14 protein-coding genes are annotated in these 16,865 nt (G+C 48.2%); 3 read left to right on the forward strand and 11 right to left on the reverse strand.

Annotation, left to right across the window (positions count from 1 at the left end; all coding sequences use genetic code 11):
- Positions 1-50: 50 nt before the first annotated feature.
- Together ACFVVF_RS06845 and ACFVVF_RS06850 are read right to left on the reverse strand one after the other, a co-directional pair.
- The gene (locus ACFVVF_RS06845; RefSeq protein WP_387806609.1) at positions 51-923 is read right to left on the reverse strand and encodes a CheR family methyltransferase; all 873 of its coding nucleotides are present in this window, start codon (positions 921-923) and stop codon (positions 51-53) included.
- Positions 920-3,664: a response regulator gene (locus ACFVVF_RS06850; protein ID WP_387806611.1), complete on the reverse strand. Its 2,745-nt coding sequence runs from the start codon at positions 3,662-3,664 to the stop codon at positions 920-922. The genes ACFVVF_RS06845 and ACFVVF_RS06850 overlap by 4 nt, the downstream gene beginning before the upstream one ends.
- Positions 3,665-3,796: 132 nt before the next feature.
- On the opposite strand from ACFVVF_RS06850, the gene ACFVVF_RS06855 reads away from it, so the two are divergent.
- Genes ACFVVF_RS06855 through ACFVVF_RS06865 form a run of 3 tightly spaced genes read left to right on the forward strand, consistent with a single transcriptional unit; the run spans position 3,797 to position 5,511 of the window.
- Positions 3,797-4,252, forward strand: a complete 456-nt coding sequence (locus ACFVVF_RS06855) for a DUF948 domain-containing protein (RefSeq protein WP_387806613.1) — start codon at positions 3,797-3,799, stop codon at positions 4,250-4,252.
- 39 nt (positions 4,253-4,291) lie between these two features.
- On the forward strand, positions 4,292-4,735 hold the full coding sequence (gene rsbW / locus ACFVVF_RS06860) for an anti-sigma B factor RsbW (protein WP_387806615.1): 444 nt from the start codon (positions 4,292-4,294) through the stop codon (positions 4,733-4,735).
- Positions 4,732-5,511 (forward strand): sigma-70 family RNA polymerase sigma factor, encoded by a 780-nt coding sequence (locus ACFVVF_RS06865; RefSeq protein WP_387806616.1) that lies wholly within the window; start codon positions 4,732-4,734, stop codon positions 5,509-5,511. The genes rsbW and ACFVVF_RS06865 overlap by 4 nt, the downstream gene beginning before the upstream one ends.
- A 300-nt stretch (positions 5,512-5,811) precedes the next feature.
- Here ACFVVF_RS06865 and ACFVVF_RS06870 read toward each other — a convergent pair whose 3' ends face one another.
- The 9 genes from ACFVVF_RS06870 to dxs form a co-directional block, all read right to left on the reverse strand.
- On the reverse strand, positions 5,812-6,135 hold the full coding sequence (locus tag ACFVVF_RS06870) for a YtxH domain-containing protein (protein WP_042162691.1): 324 nt from the start codon (positions 6,133-6,135) through the stop codon (positions 5,812-5,814).
- 379 nt (positions 6,136-6,514) lie between these two features.
- Complete coding sequence (locus tag ACFVVF_RS06875; protein ID WP_387806618.1) at positions 6,515-8,476, reverse strand: ABC1 kinase family protein; 1,962 nt, start codon at positions 8,474-8,476, stop codon at positions 6,515-6,517.
- A 177-nt stretch (positions 8,477-8,653) separates the two neighbouring features.
- The gene (spo0A, locus tag ACFVVF_RS06880; protein ID WP_387806619.1) at positions 8,654-9,463 is read right to left on the reverse strand and encodes a sporulation transcription factor Spo0A; all 810 of its coding nucleotides are present in this window, start codon (positions 9,461-9,463) and stop codon (positions 8,654-8,656) included.
- A 272-nt stretch (positions 9,464-9,735) separates the two neighbouring features.
- Positions 9,736-11,085: a SpoIVB peptidase gene (spoIVB, locus tag ACFVVF_RS06885; protein ID WP_387808880.1), complete on the reverse strand. Its 1,350-nt coding sequence runs from the start codon at positions 11,083-11,085 to the stop codon at positions 9,736-9,738.
- 123 nt (positions 11,086-11,208) lie between these two features.
- The gene (gene recN / locus ACFVVF_RS06890; RefSeq protein WP_387806621.1) at positions 11,209-12,927 is read right to left on the reverse strand and encodes a DNA repair protein RecN; all 1,719 of its coding nucleotides are present in this window, start codon (positions 12,925-12,927) and stop codon (positions 11,209-11,211) included.
- Between the two features lie 37 nt (positions 12,928-12,964).
- A complete protein-coding gene (gene ahrC, locus ACFVVF_RS06895) occupies positions 12,965-13,417 on the reverse strand; it encodes a transcriptional regulator AhrC/ArgR (protein WP_387806623.1) in 453 nt (150 codons plus the stop codon).
- 20 nt (positions 13,418-13,437) lie between these two features.
- Complete coding sequence (locus tag ACFVVF_RS06900; protein ID WP_387806625.1) at positions 13,438-13,896, reverse strand: hypothetical protein; 459 nt, start codon at positions 13,894-13,896, stop codon at positions 13,438-13,440.
- 196 nt (positions 13,897-14,092) lie between these two features.
- Positions 14,093-14,926, reverse strand: coding sequence for a TlyA family RNA methyltransferase (locus tag ACFVVF_RS06905; RefSeq protein ID WP_387806627.1), 834 nt, complete (start codon positions 14,924-14,926; stop codon positions 14,093-14,095).
- 17 nt (positions 14,927-14,943) lie between these two features.
- A complete protein-coding gene (gene dxs, locus ACFVVF_RS06910; RefSeq protein WP_387806629.1) occupies positions 14,944-16,842 on the reverse strand; it encodes a 1-deoxy-D-xylulose-5-phosphate synthase in 1,899 nt (632 codons plus the stop codon).
- Positions 16,843-16,865: the final 23 nt, after the last annotated feature.

Consider the following 16,865-nt stretch of genomic DNA (forward strand, 5'->3'; position numbering starts at 1 on the left):
CCTGAAGCCATAGACAGGCTCCTAGGGTCACCCTCTTTTTGATTTCCCGCTTATCGTTTGCGAAATATCCGTTCCGCCGGGGCAAGCTCTTCATAGCTTGGCTTATAGGCGGCCAGCAAAGACTCCATGCTGCCTAATCCCAAAATGCCGCCTTCCCCCAGGCTCTCATAGAACAGCTGATGTACGCGTTGCTGCAGTGTGGCATCGAAATAAATAAGCACATTGCGGCAAAGGATGACATGAAACTCATTAAACGTACTGTCCGTAGCCAGGTTATGCTGGGCAAATACGATGTGATCGGCAAGCTCCGGATGAAAGATTGCGTACTCCCGGTCTGTCGTGTAGTAGGAAGAAAACTCCTTCACTCCGCCTGCCTGCAAATAGTTTTTCGTAAAAGACTGCATACGCTTAAGCGGAAATTTCCCCAGCTTCGCTTTCTGGATCGCCTGTTCATTCATATCCGTCGCATAAAGTTTCGTCCGGTGAAGCAGCCCCTCTTCCAGCAGCAAAATAGCCATCGAGTACACTTCCTCACCGGTCGAGCAGCCCGCATGCCAAATCCGAATTTCAGATTTATTGCGTAAGAGTGGAACAACCTGATCTCGAAACAGCCGAAAAAAATGAGGATCCCGGTACATCTCGGTTACTTTAATCGAAAAATCATTGGCCAGCAGATGAAAATACTCGGGCTCATGCAGCACTTTATCCAAGAGAGCCGTTATCGACGGCAAATTGTCGAGATTGACGCGGCTGCGCACTCTTCTGTGGATTGAGGAGCGTAAATAGTGGCGGAAATCATAGCCGTAAGCGAGATAAATGCCCTCCAGCAGCAGCTGAATTTCGATCTCCTCCAAATGATGCTGCTGTTCCTCTTCATTTTCCTCTAGTTCATGGCTAGGTTCTATGAAATCAGACTCACTCATTTGCCCACCTGCTTCGTCAGCCATACTCTCATTAGAGAGAATAGCTGCTCTATCTGGATCGGCTTGCTAATATAATCCGAAGCTCCCGCCTCCAGACATTTTTCCCGGTCGCTCTTCATCGCTTTCGCCGTCAGCGCGATGATCGGCAGCTCTTGCAGAAGCGGCTGCTTGCGAATTTCCCGCATCGTCTCGAAGCCGTCCATAAGAGGCATCATAATGTCCATAAGCACCAGATCAAAATCTTTGTCCTGCTCCAAAATGTCCATACAGCGCTTGCCGTTGCCCGCTACCGTCACTTCGATGTTTTGCTGCTCCAGCGCACTCGACAGCGCATATACATTCCTTGCGTCGTCCTCTACAAGCAGTACCCTTTTCCCGCTGAAAATCGATGCTTCCCCTTGTTCCGTCCCCAACGGATTCAGATCTGCCTGGAGAGATGCCTCATATTCATGTGTACGAGCATAATCGGCAGCTATCGTCGCTTCCTGGCTGGCGCTCATCATTTCCGTGACAGCATCACGGTTCATCCGAGGCAAATAAAGCGTAAAGGTGCTGCCGTTGCCAAGCTCACTCTCCAGTTGAATGCTGCCGCCCAGTAGCTTAGCAAACTCATTGCAAATGGACAGTCCCAGTCCTGTACCGCCATACTGACGGTTTGTCTCGCCGTCCACCTGCTGGAACGCTTCGAATATAAGCTGCTGCTTGTCGGCAGGAATACCAATGCCCGTATCCGTTATCGAAATAGCCAGCCATGCATCGCCGTCCTGCCCCTTCCGCAGTTGGCCCGCCTTAATGGGATCAGCCAACGCTAGCTTCAGTTCCACTGAACCGCTTTCGGTAAATTTGAATGCATTGGACAATAAATTGTTCAATATCTGCTGCAGCCTTTGCCCATCTGTCTGCCATAGATTTGGAAGTCCAGGCTCGGCATGAACATTGAACGCCAGCCCTTTCTGAGCAGCAATGGGATCAAATACAGGCTTTATCAGCTCCGGTATTTCCGTCAAATTAACTTCGTCTACCGTCAGAATAACCTTGCCCGCCTCGATTTTCGACAAATCCAAAATATCGTCGATCAGCTTCAGCAAGTCCTGGCCCGATGTATGGATAACACTGGCATAGCCTGCTTCATCTTCGCTTAAATGAGCGTGCTCATTCTCAGTGAGCAGCTGCGATAGGATCAATATGCTGTTCAACGGTGTTCGCAGCTCATGCGACATGTTCGCCAAAAAATTCGTTTTGTACTGGCTGCTTTGCTTTAATTTCTCCGAATAAATTTCCAGCTCCCGCTTCGCCTTCTCCAGCTCTTTCGTCTTCTGCTCGGCGAACAGGTTCTGCTCCTCCAGATGCTCGGTCGTCATTTTCATTTCTTCCTGCTGCATTTGGAGCTCCTCCGACTGCGTCTGCAGCTCCTCGGTCTGTGCCTGAAGCTCTTCCGTCAGCACTTGAGACTCGCTTAGCAGCCTTTCGACCTCCATCCGGCCCGTCACATTGTTAACCGCAATGCCGAAGTCCTTCTCAATTTCCTCCAGCAGCTTCAAATGCTGTGCAGTGAACGGCTGTATCGAAGCAAATTCGATGACGGCCTCCACTTTATCTTCGAATTCAATCGGAACAATTAGAATACTCTGCGGCTCTATAGTACCCAGCGCTGAAGTAATGATTGCAGAATGGTTCTCCGGCTGATTGAGCAGAAAGACACGCTTCTCCAGCGCGCATTGTCCGACGAGCCCCTCTCCCATCCGAAAGCTCGCTATGCCCTTCTCGTCGCCATAGCTGGCGTAAGAGGCTGTTTTGACCAGCAGCTGCTGGCTGCCAGAGCCCTTCCGCAAATAAAACACTCCGTAAGAAGCATTAACCATTGGAGCCACTCTCGTTAGAAAAGACTCCGCCAGCGTCGTTAAGTCATTAATGCCCTGATTCATCGTGGCCACTTCGGCCACCTTCGTCTGAATCCAGCTTTGCGATTCCAGGCTCGCAAGCAGGCGGTTGGTTGCATCGCCGAGCTCCTTAATTTCATCCCTCGTGTTCACCTTGATTCTAGCGGTTAAATCTCCGCCGGCCGAAGCAATTTCGGTAATCGTTCTAGCCACCTGCTTAATCGTCTTGACAATGGAGCCGGAGACGACTGCAACGATCATGAAAGCGATGACCGTAACGATAATAAGCATGATATAAATGCCAATAGTCAACAATTGATTGCGGTTTTCCAACGCAACGATATGCAGCTTCGTCGTTTGAATTTGTTTACTTCTTAACGATTCGAACTGGCTTCTCAGCTGATCGATATACGTTTTCCCGACATCCTCCTGAAAAAAGGCAACGATATCATTCGTCCGGTTTTGCTTTTTCATCGTAATGGTAGGCTCGGCAGCCGTGTTGATCCAATTCACGATCGTCAGCTTGATTTCTTCCAAGTCCCGCTGCCTGGCGGGATCATTGGCCAGAAATGCATAGAGGCTGTTATAATTGGCCTCCCATTGGGATTTCCCTTTATTATAGGGCGACAAGTACGCTTCATCCCCGGTCAAAATATAGCCGCGCTGGCCGGATTCCATGCTTATCGCATCATATTGAATGGATGCAATGAAATTATGAATGTCGATATCCCGGCTCGTTATCGTCTCCACTTCATTCTGCAAAGCGGAGATACGGTCGGTCACGACTACTATAGCTACTCCGAGACAACAAATGATCAGGAAATATCCGATTGCAATTTTGGTGCGGATATTGAACTTCATATTCCGAAACATAGCTTCTCCTTCATAGTCCAGACTTGTCCTTCCAGTATACCACCAACTGCCTCCTAATTCTTGCTGTTTCAAAACCTTTCCCTGCGGGTAACTAATGAAAAAAGAGGAAGTGATGCACAAATGGATCTATTCATTCAAATTTGCGTTGCCGTTATCGCCGTCGCCTTCATCATCCTCATGTACTCCGTTATCCAGACGATGAAAGTGCTGAAAGCAACGCTCGACGAACTGCGGCTGACCGTTGGACAGCTGCGAACGGATGTCTCTCAAATTACAGTAGACGTGAAAGAGATGATTCATAATACGAATGCGATGACGCTGGACGTCCGCGGCAAATTAAGTGCATTAGACGTCGTATTTACTACCGTAAATGATATTGGACAAGCGCTTCACAGCTTCACAGGCGTCATCAAGCAATCGGCGGCCAGCGTCGTCTCTTCAATTAAAGCGGATGACCGCCCGGCAGCCCTGGAATCCGGCAGAGAGCGGCAGGACACCTCCCATTCACTGGCTAGTGCCGTTATCGATGGCGTCTCTTCCTCGTTGCGAATCTGGAATAAAATCAAAAAAATATAAGCTATAATAGGAATCAGGAATAGAGAGGGTAGAAAACAAATGATAAAACCGTGGATAAGTTTGACGATTCCGGCTCAGGCCGAATATGTCGATATGGTCAGATTGGCGCTTTTTGGCTTTGCAAACAAAGCAGGCTTCTCCTATGAAGACATCGAAGATATGAAAGTAGCAGTAACCGAAGCCTGCAACAATGCTGTCCTTCATGCCTATGAGGACGGACAAACCGGCGTGATTGAAATTGTATTCGAGCATATAGCTGATAGCATTCATATTCGGATAAAAGATTCGGGAGAAAGCTTTTCATACAATCCAGCAGTGAATAAAGCGGCCTCTCTGCACAACAGGTCATTAAGCGAAGCGAATGCCGGAGGTCTCGGCATCTACTTGATGCATGCATTAATGGATCAAGTAGAAGTTCGAACCGAATTAGGCACCGAGGTGATTCTCACTAAGCGGCTCGCAAGGAAAGAGGAGATGGCATGAATTCAGATGCATCCTGCCTGAATCAGCAGCAAACGCTGGAAATGATGAATCAATATAGAGAGTTTAATTGCAATGATGCAGCCACTGCGCTGTTAGCCCATTATGAGTCTATTGTGAAAATAGCAGCGGCCAAAATGTCACGGAACCGGCCCGATCTGTATGAGGATCTCTATCAGGTCGGCCAGCTGTCGATGCTTCGTCTATTTAAGCAATTCGACCGTTCCAAAGAAATTCCGTTCGAAGGCTATGCGATGAAAAGCATCATCGGTCATCTTAAAAACTATTTGCGCGATAAATCCTGGTACATCCAGGTGCCAAGGCGAATTAAAGAAAAGGGTCTTCTCATTCAGAAGGCTATCGACCAGCTGACGACCGAGCTTGAACGTTCGCCTCGAATTGATGAGATTGCTCGCCGTCTGGAGCTCTCTGAGGAGGAGACGATCGAGATTTTGTCCTCGCGTGAATCTTATCATTACGTCTCGCTGGATACGCCGCTTTCCAGTGAAGCCGATAGTGCAACGATCGGTGACGTCATCGGCGATCAGCAGGACGACTATGGCCTCGTTGAAAAGCGGCTTGATCTGGAGCAAGCTCTCGCTCATTTGAAGGATGAAGAACGGACGGTTCTCATCCTCTCCTATCAGCATGGGCAATCTCAGCGTGATATCGCCGATCAGCTGGGCGTCTCGCAAATGAGCGTGTCCCGCTTCCAGAAGCGGGCACTGGAGAAGCTAAAGCGGCTGCTCCAGGACCGAACGGGGAGTGAGGATGGCTGAAATGAGAAGCCATCCTTACCTGGAGAGCCGTCCTCCTGATAGCTCTTATCCTTCCTAGGGCAAGGGCTTGCGTTGTTTGAGCAAAAACAATACTGGCAAGTCCCCTCCGTTTCTCTTGAATAGGCTGGCACTCGTTCCCGTAAGACGAGTCTAGCCTTTTTTCATATCGTAATTAGCCCCTTTTTTGTGCATATACAACAAGGCTGCCCTTATCGGCATTTAATACTTTTTCAATTTGTAGTCGGCACATAAAAAACCGGAGGTTTTGTCTCCTCCGGTTTGCTTGCTATTTTTATAAAGTTAGTTGGCTGATGATTTGAGCTGTTCCTTAATTTCATCTGTGCTCGAAGCTAGCGAATCTTTAATGTTCTGATTCGATTCCTTCGCATGATCGGCGAGCCCGGTAACCTCTTCCTTCACATCCGCGACAAGCTCCTTCGTCTTACTGCCGACGGTTGAAGCCAGCTCCTGCGTTTTGCTGCTGAGCGTCTGAACCTTGTTCGAAATATCCTCCCGCAGCTCAGCACCCGATTTAGGGGCTAGCAGCAGTCCTGCCGCCGCGCCTACCGCAGTTCCGATCAGTGTACCGAGTAAAATTCCGTTGCCTGTGTTTTCCTTTGGCATGTGATATCTCTCCTTTTTCGTCAACTTGATCATTGATCATAAGGTCCATAACCTCTTGAGTGGTATTAAACCGATAAGGCCAATTTGAAACAAGGAAACGAAAAAAACCGGGACAGTGTGTCCCGGTCTCCATATGCTTACTAGTCTGAGCTGCGCGAAGCACAAAATGCAAAAGTGCATTTTGATGAGCCCATAATGGCCCGAAATAACGATCAACATGCAAAAATACATTTGAAAATACTCATTTCAGCTCAAATGTCGATTTTTCGGCCTATCAAAATGCACATTTGCATTTTAAAGCAATATATCGTCCTTAAAGCAGCTGACAACATGCACATTTACATTTTGATTCGTTCCAGCGCTAGCATACTGTCTGCTCCTACTCCTTAATTTGCTTCAGATTGCGTACGGCATAGATCGCAACCCGGATGAGCAAAATCGCGCTGATTAATATTCCGGCATAACCGAACATCGTCACGATTTGGATGTCGCTTCCGAAAGAAAGGCCGCTTAAGCTTAACAACCCGATGGAGATGCCGCCAATTGCTGTGCCGACGAACGCCAGCAAAGCCTGCGAAATCCATTTGGTCACGAATGATGTATTCGCCTTGTCGGAGAAAAAGCCGACCTTTACGGACATGTCGCCTTTCTCCAGCATCGAGCCAATATGATCGAGCCTTCTTGGCAGCCGCCTGATCACAGTCAGCAGCTCCAACAGTTCATTCGTCGCCGTCTTTTTCAAATCCGAGACCTCACCGACAGCAATAAACTCCGTTGGATGCTCTTGCGCAAAACGGCGCGATTCCTCCATCAGATTAAACGAAGGGTTCAGTTGCAGCATCGTGCCCTCCAATGTAATTAACGAGCGGAACGCACCCGCCACATTAGGATAGAACGTTAGACCATATTCCCTGATCATGCGGAACAATCCTTGAATGAACGCATCCGTGCTTCCAGCCGTATTGTAAGCCGTCTGAACCAGCAATTGGCTGAGCGTTTGCTCCATTCCTGTTTCGTCCAGCTCTGTCCTCGGTTCGACCAGCTGCATCAACGCATCCATAATGATATAAGGATTACGTTGTTCGAATCCGAGGAGCAATCGCTTGAGCCCCTCCAATTGAAGCGTTCCTAGCCTTCCGACTGAACCAAAATCCAGCAGTGCAGGCGTTCCGTCATGCAAAATATAAACGTTGCCCGGATGAGGATCGGCATGGAAAATGCCTTTGATAAAAATTTGTTCCAGCATACAATCGAAAATCCGGCGCCCGACCTCCAGCCGGTCAATGCCGCGTTTATCCAAAATAGCTGCACCGCTCTTAACGCTTGCCCCTTCCAAATATTCAATAACGAGAACCTTTGCATTGCTAAGCTCCCGATATACGTGAGGTATTTTCACCTTTGAACCGTTATTTTCTAGCGAAGCGGATACTTGTGCGAAATTTCTAGCCTCAATACGGAAATCAGTCTCTTCCTTCATCGCTGCAGAGAAGCCTTTCGCTAAATCAAGAAAACCTATATTTCTGGCCCAGGACGATTTCTTAGAGGTCCAAGCTGCGAAGCGTACCAAAATATCCAAATCAAGCTGAAGCTTTGAAGATAAATCAGGGCGAAGCAGCTTAACGACCGCTTGCTGTCCTCCTTCTCGCAGCGTAGCCCGGTGGACTTGTCCAATAGAAGCAGCAGCAATAGGCTCCATTTCAAAATGCTCAAAAATTTCGTCTTGCTGTCTATTAAGCTCTTTAGCCAATATTTCCTTTACTTGGTCTTGCGTCAAGCGGGCGACGTTTTCCTGCAAATGTGACAGCTCTTCAATGATGGCATGGGGCAGCAGATCTGATCGGGTCGACAGCACCTGTCCAAATTTGATAAAAAAACCGCCGCAGCTCTCTAACGTCTTGCGAAAGGAAACAGCCAGCTTTAAATCAGAGGCTGGCGTCCGTTTGACTGCCAGGTTTTTGCCTACACCATGCCTGATCGCGATCAACAGCACTTGCATATAACGGCGCTGCCGCCGAAACCATGCGTTTACTCTGCGAATTGGATTTCTTGTATCTGATAGACGCTCACCCCGCTCGCCAAACGGTATGGGGTCAAATATTTCAAACAATAGATAGGAAATCAATGAGAAGACAGCCATGCTCAGCAGCCATAACCAGCCTTCAATTCCAAAGGTATCGGTATCTTCGCGGCCACGTAAATACAAATACCAGTATACGGTAGAGGTTACGATAACGCTGAAAAGCGAGGCCAACACTTGTTTCTTAAAGCTAATATTTGTCCCGATCAAGCGCCCGATAATGAAAATCATAATAACAGCGAGCAGCATATACTGAAAATACATGGATTCACTCCCAGATTACAAGATCATCCACCTATTATACATGATTTTGGTAATCTGCACTTGGGCCGTCGACTCTACATCTCTAATAAAAAAATACCGTCTCATTATTGGATTCTAACAAACCAATAATGAGACGGTATTTGCTGTTCAAAGCTACGTCAATTGCTCCTTACCCTTTCAAGAAACCTTATGCTCAATCCGCAGCTTGTCGGCAACCATCGCGATAAATTCACTGTTGGTTGGTTTCGACTTGCTGATATTGATCGTATAGCCAAACAGATGGCTAATGCTGTCGATGTTGCCCCGTGTCCAGGCAACCTCGATTGCATGGCGGATTGCGCGTTCAACGCGGGAAGGCGTCGTTTTGAACTTTTCAGCAATAGCCGGATACAGTGTCTTGGTGATAGCGCCAAGAATTTCGATGTTGTTGTACACCATCGTAATAGCTTCTCGTAAATATTGATATCCTTTAATATGTGCAGGAACTCCGATTTCATGAATGATGCTCGTAATGTTCGCGTCAAGATTTTTACCTTTCGCGAGCGGTACGACATTCGATTTGATCGTTGTCGAGCTGGAGCCGTAGGAAGCCGTCGAGAAAGTCGAATTGCCGACGAGCTGGCGGATCCGGTTAGCCAAGATTTCCATATCAAATGGCTTCAAAATATAATACGAAGCGCCAAGCTGCACCGCTTTTTGCGTAATATTTTCTTGGCCAAATGCCGTTAACATAATAATTTTAGGCATTGGCGACAAATTCATTTCCTTCAAACGTTCCAGTACACCGAGTCCATCCAAATGAGGCATGATAATATCGAGAATAAGCACATCCGGAATCTTGCCCGTCTCTTCAAGGTGAGCCAAAACTTCTTCTCCGTTGTACGCGACTCCGCATACGCTCATATCATTTTGTTCTGATATGTACTCCGATAACAGGTTAGTGAACTCACGGTTGTCATCTGCCAACAATACTTCGATCTTGTGCAAGGTCTGGTCCTCCCTTAAATGGTTAGATTAAAATCACGATTACCTTCCCCTAGTTGTCTTGCTTTAAGGTTTCGACATGCTAAATCAAATTCCTTCTGTCGAAAATTATTTCTCTTTATTTTTTTACCGTTTTTCGTTATAATAAATAATTTATTACATTTATTGATTTCGTTCGTACAATTTCGACATCATCAGCGTGAAAATGTCGTTTTGTCCCTCACAAAAAGAAAACCGCTGATAGCTGTAAATTAAGCCATCAGCGGTCATCTATGTCATGCGGCCGTACCGGTCGCAGAAGGTTTATTTTCGGTTTTGGATTCATTTGATTTCATCAATACTCCTGCATCTTGCAGCATCCATTCAATAAAGCATCCGTAGCCGGAAGATGGATCATTTACGAATACATGAGTAACTGCGCCGACCAATTTTCCGTTCTGAATAATTGGACTGCCCGACATGCCTTGGACAATGCCGCCCGTTTTATCGAGCAGACGTTTATCCGTAATTTTAATGACCATGCCTTTAGTGGCAGGAGCAGGTTGCTTCGTTACATGCGATATTTCAATATCGAACCGTTCCACTCGTTGCCCGTTCACAACGGTTAATATTTGAGCTGGTCCCTCTTTTACCTCTTCAGCAAAACTGACTGGAATCGATTTGTCACTGTAGCTGTGATTCGGATTCTCGTGCATTTTACCAAAGATGCCAAATGGCGTATTTCGTTCAATGTTGCCTAACACCTTGCTGTCTTTAACGAAGTTGGCCCGTTTCTCACCTGGATCGCCATTTTGGCTTTTGTTGATGGAGGAAACACTGGATTGCAAAATTTGCCCTTCACCAACCTCAATCGGCGTCTGAGTGTCCATATCGGTAATGACATGACCTAATGCACCGTACACGCCTTGTTCAGGAGCGTAAAAAGTCAATGTACCTACACCTGCTGCTGAGTCGCGGATATAGAGGCCAAGCCTCCAGTTATGCTCTTGAGCATCCATAACCGGATTCAGCTGCGTCTCGGCATATGTGCCATTTCGCTTGTAAGTAATTGCTAGGGGCCGATGCGCATTACCCGCTTGTTCCACCAAATCAGCAATCTTACGTACTTCATTAATCGGTTTGCCGTCAATCTTCACAATCAGATCGCCTAATCGCAATCCTGCTTCTTCCCCCGGCGATTTCTTCGCGCCATTATCAGATGAAACTTGATGATGACCTACAACTAAAATGCCAGCTGATTTCACTTTCACACCGATCGTCTGACCGCCTGGAATAACCCTTAAATCGGGCATTACATTTACTTTGACGGTCTTGAATGGGATTTTACCAAATAATTTCACTTTCATGCTTGTTGTGCCGCTATGATGCGGCTGAAGCGACAACGGTTCATTCAGGTTCACGGACAGTGATTGATTGGTTGATCCGTTAACTTGAAGCATATGTGGGTCCACCGTTACTTCGGCATGTACGGGTACTCCATATTGTAGTCGTTTCAATTGGCCGGAGAATAAACGGAGTTCATTCGGAAATGCGGCAAAATGCTGAAACGGTGCGGAGAGCCCGACCATGCAGACGAAGAAGACGAGAACCAGGCCAAACCATCTCTTCCTTGAGCTGGAGTTCAATGATTTCACGCTCCCTGTTATTCCATCGCATGACGAGAAAGGCATTGTCGCCATTGGCGTACCTTTAAGTTACCCTGCACCGTTTGTTTTATGACCGCAAAAACATTCCCTGAATGCCTTCCATTAGGCTCCTTTCTGCCGGCTCGCCAAATCAAGCATTTCTTGTGCGTGATGCCGGGTTTTTTCCGTTACTTCCACACCGCCCAGCATACGGGCGAGTTCTTCAATCCGTGTATTTAAATTAAGCATCGCTACTGAAGTGCAAGTTCTTTGTCCCACGACACTTTTGCTTATTTCATAATGATGATCCGCCATGCAGGCGACTTGCGGCAAATGAGTAATCGAAAAAATTTGGCAGCGGGCAGAAAGATGCGACATTTTCTCAGCAATTGCCTGTGCTGCACGGCCGCTGACACCAGTATCCACTTCATCAAATATAAGAACAGGAATTTGATCGATTTCAGCAAATATTGATTTCAATGCCAGCATAATACGCGACATTTCCCCGCCCGAAGCAATCTTGCTAAGCGGCTTCAACGGTTCTCCAGGGTTAGTGGAGAGCATGAACACGGCTTCATCCATGCCGTTGCTGTTCAACTGAACGTACTCCGATATGCTATGCGTATTATTCCCGCCGATTCTTTCCATATGTACGCAGAATATCGTATTGTTCATTTGCAGCTGCTTGAGCTCGCTTTCAATCGATTCGGAAAGCCGCTTGGAAGCATGTGCCCGAAGCTGAGAAAGTTCTGTTGCGAGCTCCAATGCGCGTTCGTACAAAACTTGCTGTTCCTGACGCAGCTTGTCTATATATTCGTCTCGGTTTTCGATCTTGTCGCGCTCCAGGGATGTCTTCTCCAGGTAGGCAAGAATATCGGGGATGGATTCCCCATACTTGCGCTTCAAGCTGTGGATGAGATCCAGACGGTCATCAATAATAGCAAGCTGCTCCGGATCGGAATCAATCCCGTCGCGGTAATCACGCAATTGGAATGCTGCATCCTCCGCTTGATAAAAGGCCGACTGCAGCTGCTCCAGAAGCGGTGCAATACGGCTCGGGTCATAGGCTTGAATGTCTGTAAGCTTCGTTATTGCTTTGCTAAGCGCATCCAGTCCTTTGCCCCCGTGCAGCAAATTATAAGCCTCCGAGACGCTGTCCATCCGCTTACCCGCGTATTGAAGCTTGCGCTTCTCTTCCGTTAAGCGCTCATCTTCGCCTGGCTTTAATTTGGCATTCGTAATTTCCTCGATCTGAAACCGGTACAAATCAAGCATCTGCACATTATGCCGCGTCGTTTCCTCCAGCTCGCGAAGATCCGCTTTCACTTTCATCAGCTGCTGGTACACTTGACGATAAGATTGTTTGCGCTCAATTAGCAAATCTCCTGCAAACATGTCGAGCCATTCCATATGCTGCTCTGTACGCAGCAGTGACTGATGCTCATGCTGGCCGTGAATGTTAACAAGACATTCGCCAATCTCGCGCAGCATCGTCATGGTAACGAGCTGACCGTTTACCCGGCTGCTGCTCTTCCCATGCGACGACAGCTCCCGGCGGACGACGAGCATTTCATCAGGCGAAGCATGAACGCCTAGACGCTCCAGCACACGCCATACCGGATGATTGCGATTCAAATCAAACATTGCTTCCATCTCTGCTTTGTCGCAGCCGTATCTGACCATATCTGCGGAGCCGCGCCCCCCGACGATTAAGCTAAGCGCATCGATAATAATCGATTTTCCCGCTCCAGTCTCACCCGTCAACACATGAAATCCATGATGAAACGAAACGTTTACTTCTTCAATAACCGCTAAATTCCGAATGGACATCTCACGCAGCATGGTTCAAATACCTCCTAAGCATCTTGTGCTAATTATGTTAATTCAACAGATCCAAAAGTTTATCCACAAGCTCATTGCTCGTTTCTTTGTTCCGGCAAATAATAAGAATGGTGTCGTCTCCGCAGATCGTTCCCATTACCTCGCCCCACTCCATATTGTCGATAAGGGCGCCGATCGCATTCGCTGTGCCAGGCAAACACTTCATAACGACCAGATTGTCAGTAAAGTCGATATGGACAAAATGGTCAAGCAATGCCCGCTTCAGCTTGTTAATCGGATTGTGACGCTGCTGATCCTGCGGCAAAGCATACCGGTACTTGCCGTCTCCCGCCGGAGTCTTGATCAGCATAAGCTCCTTCATATCCCGTGATACCGTTGCCTGCGTCACTTGCAAGCCGGTTTCCCGAAGCGCCTCAACGAGTTCCTCTTGCGTCTCAATAATTTGATTGGATATCAATTCTTTAATTCGATATTGTCGGATGCCCTTCATAACATTCCTCCGTTATTTTTCTATTCCCCCACCTGAAAGTGGATCGTTCGTATCGCTTTCTCCTTCACATCCACAAATAGGACACCGGCGCATTCCGGCAATAGCAGCGAATAGACCAGCAGCCTGTCCCTCACGCCGCTTCCCGTCCAATCCATGGGCATGCGTTCGCGCGCTATCTTTACTATATACATTGTGCCGTCAAGTTCGGCAATATAATCGATATACAATCGGCTGCCCAGCGGTTGTCCGTCCAGCTCGATGCCGATTGGCACCCGGTGCTTTCCGGATATGACCTCATATCCCGCCTGCTCCAAAAAAGTAATATTCTCATCATTAGCATCCAATTCTCCGCCTTTGCCAAGCGTTAAGCGATTAACGGCCAAAGGCGTATGCAGCCATCGGTAAAATGATCGGTACAGCCAAATCACAAGCAGCAAGCCAGCGACAAGCATAACGAACCATTCTCCGAATTTGTCCATATGCATCCCCCCATCACATTTGAAACCATCCTAAAATGTTCGATGCGGATAGGGGAAAATCCTGTTTTCCGAATTCCACGCATAAAGCGAACGCGTGTTTGGTAACCCTAGTTTATCAAACGAACACCCGTTCTGTAAAGTCCAAAATGCGAAAAAAAAAAGAGTCTGTGCCATCTAAGCGACAAGACTCTACAGTTTATTTTTTCTTAACGGTAAACGTCTCGCTTGCGCTTTCTACGACAGCCATGATCAGATTCTCGTCAGGCAGCGTTGCAAGCGGCCGATTCGCCCAGCTCCAATGCGCAAGAAATTCAATGTTTCCTTCTCCGCCCGTTATCGGGGAAAAGGTCAAATTCTTCAGCTCAAAGCCGATTTCCGATGCTGCGGCCAATACGCCCCGAAGCACCTGAGCATGAACTTTAGGCTCGCGAACGACGCCCGACTTGCCGACTTGCTCCCTGCCTGCTTCAAACTGCGGTTTGATGAGCGCAACGACGCCCGAACCTTCCGACAGCAGCGTTCCCAGCGCGGGTAAAATTAACTTTAAGGAAATAAATGATACGTCTATCGATGCAAAGGTTGGCGGCGGTCCATCCAGATCGGCCGGTGTCATGTAGCGGAAATTAGTCCGTTCCATCACCTTTACACGCTCATCTTGCCGCAGCGCCCAATCCAGCTGATTATACCCTACATCAATCGCATAGACGAATGAAGCTCCGTTTTGCAGCGCACAATCGGTAAAGCCTCCTGTTGATGCCCCGATGTCCAGCATAACGCGGTCCTTCAGCTCGATTCCGAACGATTTGATCGCTTTCTCCAGCTTTAATCCCCCGCGGCTGACATAAGGGTGGACAGCGCCCTTCACCCGGATTTCCGACGTGCGTGCCACTTTCGTTCCGCTCTTATCGACGGGCTCGTCATCAACCAGCACCAGTCCCGCCATAAGCGCGGCTTTTGCCTTCTCCCGGCTTGGATAAAAGCCACGTTCCACGAGAAGAACATCTATTCTTTCTTTCGGTGTTGTCGTCATTGTTCTCCTCTAGCTTACTAATGCTGGCTTGAAGCACGCTTTTTGCGGCTTGGCAGCATATTTTTCAATTCAGCAGCAACACGGTCAGTCGTTAATCCGACCTCTGCCTGCTGCTCTTTAATGGAGCCATGCTCGATGAACTCATCCGGAATGCCGATAATGCGAACCGGCACGCCATACAGCCCCCGAAGCGAATAAAACTCAAGTACGGAGCTGCCGAAGCCGCCAAGCTCCGAGCCTTCCTCCAGTACGACAATCGGCTTGCCTTCTTCTTCAAGCTCAAGCAGCATCTGCTCATCCAGCGGCTTAATAAAACGGGCATTGATAATTCTAACGTTCAAACCTTCCCGTTTCAAAAGCTCCGCCGTATCATGAGCGATTTGCAGCATCGGCCCAATGGCCAAAATAACCGCCGAATCGCCTTCTCTTACCGTCTCCCATTTGCCGATCGGCAAAGGCAGCAGCTCTTCATCCATTTGTACGCCGAGACCGTTAATACGCGGATAACGAATTGCGACCGGACCTTCATTATAATCAACTGCCGTTTTCATCATTCTGCGCAGCTCGTTCTCATCCTTAGGCATCATAATGATAAGATTCGGGACATGGCGCAGGAAAGCGATATCGTAAACGCCGTGATGCGTTTCGCCGTCCGGCCCGACAAATCCCGCCCGGTCAATCGCGAATACAACATTGGCGTTCTGCCGGCAAATATCATGAACAACTTGATCGTAAGCGCGCTGCAAGAAGGTCGAATATACCGCATATACCGGCTTTAATCCCTCCATTGCAAGTGCTGCCGACAGCGTAGCGGCATGCTGCTCGGCAATGCCCACATCAATCATCCGCTCCGGAAAACGGTCGGCAAACTTCAGCAAGCCTGAGCCGCCTGGCATTGCCGGCGTTATCGCAACGATGCGTTCATCTTTCTCCGCAAGCTCGATCAGCGTGCTGCCGAATACTTCCGTGTACATCGGCGGACCAACTGCCTTAAGCATTTGTCCGGATTCGATTTTGTAGGAGGTAGCTCCATGCCATTTGAAGGAATCCTCTTCCGCCGGGGAATACCCTTTTCCTTTAACCGTAATGACGTGAACGAGCACCGGTCCTTCAATGGAATCCGCTTGCTTCATCAATTCAAGCAATTGCTCCATATCATGCCCGTCAACCGGACCCAGATAGGTGAGGCCGAATTGCTCGAATAAAATGCCGCTGACGAGCAAATACTTCAAGCTGTCCTTGAAGCGCTCTGCAGTTTTGGCCAGCTTACCGCCAATTGCCGGGATTTTATTCAGAAAATGCTGCAACTCATCCTTAGCCTTCTGGTAATGCCGGTCGGTACGGATTTTGCTCAAATAATGATGCAAGGCGCCAACGTTTGGCGCGATCGACATCTCATTGTCATTAAGCACGACGATCAAGTTTTTCTTCTCGTCGCCGATATGGTTAAGCGCCTCCAGCGCCATCCCGCCAGTAAGAGCGCCATCGCCAATTACAGCCACGACCCGGTTGCTCTCGCCCTTCAGATCTCTGGCAAGCGCCATTCCCATCGCAGCAGACAAAGAGGTGCTGCTATGGCCGGCTTCCCATACGTCATGCTCGCTCTCCGAGCGTTTGACGAAACCGCTTAACCCTTTATATTTGCGCAGTGTATCGAACCGGTCCATGCGGCCGGTCAAAATTTTATGAACATAGGATTGGTGGCCCACATCGAAAATAAACTTATCCTTCGGGCTGTCAAACAAATAATGGAGCACAAGCGTAAGCTCCACTACACCCAGGTTAGGAGCGAGATGACCGCCCGTAACAGAAAGCTTTTCAATCAGAAACTGGCGAATTTCCTCAGCCAGCTGCTGGAGCTCCTGGATAGTGAGACCTTTCAAATCCTGAGGTCCGTTAATGTGGTCAAGCAGCACGTTACTTCCTCGCTTTCTGAAAT

The sequence above is a fragment of the Paenibacillus sp. NPDC058174 genome, from assembly GCF_042883865.1.
Classification (GTDB): domain Bacteria; phylum Bacillota; class Bacilli; order Paenibacillales; family Paenibacillaceae; genus Pristimantibacillus.

Coding starts and splice junctions, on each gene's coding strand:
- rsbW (WP_387806615.1), top strand. CDS start 4,292: ATGATAAAACCGTGGATAAGTTTGACGATTCCGGCTCAGGCCGAATAT.
- ACFVVF_RS06905 (WP_387806627.1), bottom strand. CDS start 14,926: ATGACGACAACACCGAAAGAAAGAATAGATGTTCTTCTCGTGGAACGT.
- ACFVVF_RS06850 (WP_387806611.1), bottom strand. CDS start 3,664: ATGAAGTTCAATATCCGCACCAAAATTGCAATCGGATATTTCCTGATC.
- ACFVVF_RS06865 (WP_387806616.1), top strand. CDS start 4,732: ATGAATTCAGATGCATCCTGCCTGAATCAGCAGCAAACGCTGGAAATG.
- ACFVVF_RS06870 (WP_042162691.1), bottom strand. CDS start 6,135: ATGCCAAAGGAAAACACAGGCAACGGAATTTTACTCGGTACACTGATC.
- recN (WP_387806621.1), bottom strand. CDS start 12,927: ATGCTGCGTGAGATGTCCATTCGGAATTTAGCGGTTATTGAAGAAGTA.
- ACFVVF_RS06875 (WP_387806618.1), bottom strand. CDS start 8,476: ATGTATTTTCAGTATATGCTGCTCGCTGTTATTATGATTTTCATTATC.
- ACFVVF_RS06855 (WP_387806613.1), top strand. CDS start 3,797: ATGGATCTATTCATTCAAATTTGCGTTGCCGTTATCGCCGTCGCCTTC.
- ACFVVF_RS06845 (WP_387806609.1), bottom strand. CDS start 923: ATGAGTGAGTCTGATTTCATAGAACCTAGCCATGAACTAGAGGAAAAT.
- ACFVVF_RS06900 (WP_387806625.1), bottom strand. CDS start 13,896: ATGGACAAATTCGGAGAATGGTTCGTTATGCTTGTCGCTGGCTTGCTG.
- ahrC (WP_387806623.1), bottom strand. CDS start 13,417: ATGAAGGGCATCCGACAATATCGAATTAAAGAATTGATATCCAATCAA.